General features: G+C 44.3%; 2 protein-coding genes. One reads left to right on the top strand and one right to left on the bottom strand.

The genetic code is table 11. The features are described 5' to 3' along the window. Positions 1-177, bottom strand: a 177-nt coding sequence (locus tag A3756_RS06680; protein WP_231875502.1) for a PhzF family phenazine biosynthesis protein, incomplete at its 3' end; no start/stop codon positions are given. Positions 178-787: 610 nt separating this feature from the next. Here A3756_RS06680 and A3756_RS06670 point away from each other — a divergent pair. Further along, on the top strand, positions 788-1,942 hold the full coding sequence (locus A3756_RS06670; RefSeq protein ID WP_068553148.1) for an IS110 family transposase: 1,155 nt from the start codon (positions 788-790) through the stop codon (positions 1,940-1,942). Positions 1,943-2,343 lie beyond the last annotated feature (401 nt).

The raw sequence follows: 2,343 nt of genomic DNA, 5'->3' as shown, positions 1-2,343 counted from the left end.
TGTTTCAGATAAATTGTTTTCTTCTGCGATGGCTTGAAGCAATTCATCTTTCAGCCAGTTATCCAATGGACATACTGCCGCCGGGTTTCCCTCGAATGCACGGGTTGCAAAGGCATCAACTTGGTATTGTTTTATTTTCATATCCGATACTGTGTGATAAAAACCTAACGCCGCAATAAAGGGCGAGCGGCGCGCAGCAAAGCGAGTCCAGCCCACGGGCCCTTTCGTGGGCGATCTTTGATTGCTTGGTTATGTACTGTTGTCACGGAAAGGCCTCGATAATAGTGAGAATACCAACCAAGTTAAATATACAAATACTAAGTAAAAAATGCTAAATACAGACCCAAGCGCAAAAGTAGTGACCTGTGAACCTGTATGGACAGTATCTATTGTTGTTTGATGTTCTGGACCAATTTGAACATTTTCAGGTTTTGGTAACAAAGCTGCCACATCACTTTCTGAGAAAAACGCAATATTTAACAACCAATACGAAAACACCAAGAGAGTTGAGAATAATACGATACCAAAACGCTTGAATCGACCCTTTAAGTACTTTGAATTTAAGAATTGTAATATGAATGGGAATGTTAGAAATATTGCTAACAAAGCCACATAAGGTTGAAAGAATGTAAAAATAAGCTCGAACATTGTGACTAACTACTTTTCCTTGTATGTACATAGACATAATGACTCCCCACGTCCCAAAAGAGTGCTGACCTCCTATCGTGGGTTAGCAAAGCCAGAGCCATAATATATGTGTCATACCATATAAGCGGAGGCCAGCACCATGAAAAACAATACCATAATTTTTGTCGGATTGGACACCCATAAGGAGTTCACCGAAGTCGCATATTGCGAAGATCAACGAGGCTCAGAAGTAAAACATCTTGGAAGAGTTTCTTCAGCCAAAGTATCACTTACCAAGATGGCAAGACAGTTTGAAAGCAAATACCCGCAGGCTACCCTGCATTTTGTTTATGAAGCAGGCCCCTGTGGCTACTGGATTTATCGATTGCTGACAAGCTTAGGCCATTGTTGCTATGTTGTTGCGCCATCACTGATTCCAAAGAAACCCGGACAACGCGTGAAAACAGATAAACGCGATGCACAAGATTTAGCTCGTTTGGTTCGTAATGGCGACCTTGATCCGATTTACGTTCCTGAACCCGCAGATGAAGCAATACGAGATCTATCTCGAGCACGTGAGCGTGCAATGCATGATTTGAATAATGCACGTTTCCAGCTAAAAGCCTTGCTGCTCAGAAACCATATTAACTATTCAGGCAAATCAAATTGGAGCTTAAAACACCTTCGTTGGTTAACAGAGATCATCTTACCTCATCCTAGTCAGCAATTTGTCTTGCAAGAGATGATTCAAACCATTTCAGAACGCAATGCTCGACTAGAGCGTCTGGACAATGAACTCGCCCATCACGTGAAGCAATGGCGATATTATCCGGTTGTGAAAGCGATACAAGCCTTGAGAGGCGTTCGACTGCTCACCGCCACTGGTGTCATTGTAGAGCTAGGAGACTTAACACGATTTGATAGCCCTAGAAAACTGATGAGTTATATCGGAACGACGCCCTCCGAACATTCAAGTGGAGGAAAACGACACTTAGGCGCGATCACCAAGTGTGGAAATGGGCGAGCGAGGAGATTGTTAGTTGAGGCTGCACATAGCTATCGCTATCCCGCAAAGATATCGAAGGAATTACAGCTCAGGCAGGAAGGATTGCCGAAAGAGGTAATTGATCAAGCTTGGCAAGCACAACAGAGATTATGTAGACGATATCAACGACTAATACACAAAGGTAAACATCGAAGTGTCGTGGTAACGGCGATCGCACGAGAACTGATAGCTTATATCAGGTCAATCTCGAAGGAAGTCACCTTACCCAGAATAGATCCAAAAACACGAATCTCACGCGTACCCGCTTAAGTAGATAAGGAATAATACATGAACAAGTTTAGCGTCAATGCAAAAGATCAAGCAGCGGCTGTGGTGCAATCACCGAAGGCGTTAGGTTGGCAATGAGCTAGCAGTACATTGATCCACGAGCATAGACTGAAGACAGGCACCACGACGTAATAAGTAAGGTTGGATAGGTTAACGCGTCGCGTTAGCAACCCACGAATACCAGCATGATCACCGTCGAAATTACTTGCTTCATCTGATGCGTTGACGCTTCCCTAACGGGAAGAATGTTAATTAAAAAGAAAGGCTCTGGCCGAGGTTCCGGCAGGATTTTGTGCCGGCCTCTTGACGTGGGGAGTCATACCAACGCTTTTGTTGTGGGGCGCTGAAAGCGTCCAAGCCCCGCAGGGGCTGAACCACCAACT

The sequence above is a fragment of the Oleiphilus sp. HI0086 genome, from assembly GCF_001635225.1.
Note: the sequence above shows the minus strand (reverse complement) of the source record. Positions and strands in the feature narration are given on the sequence as shown.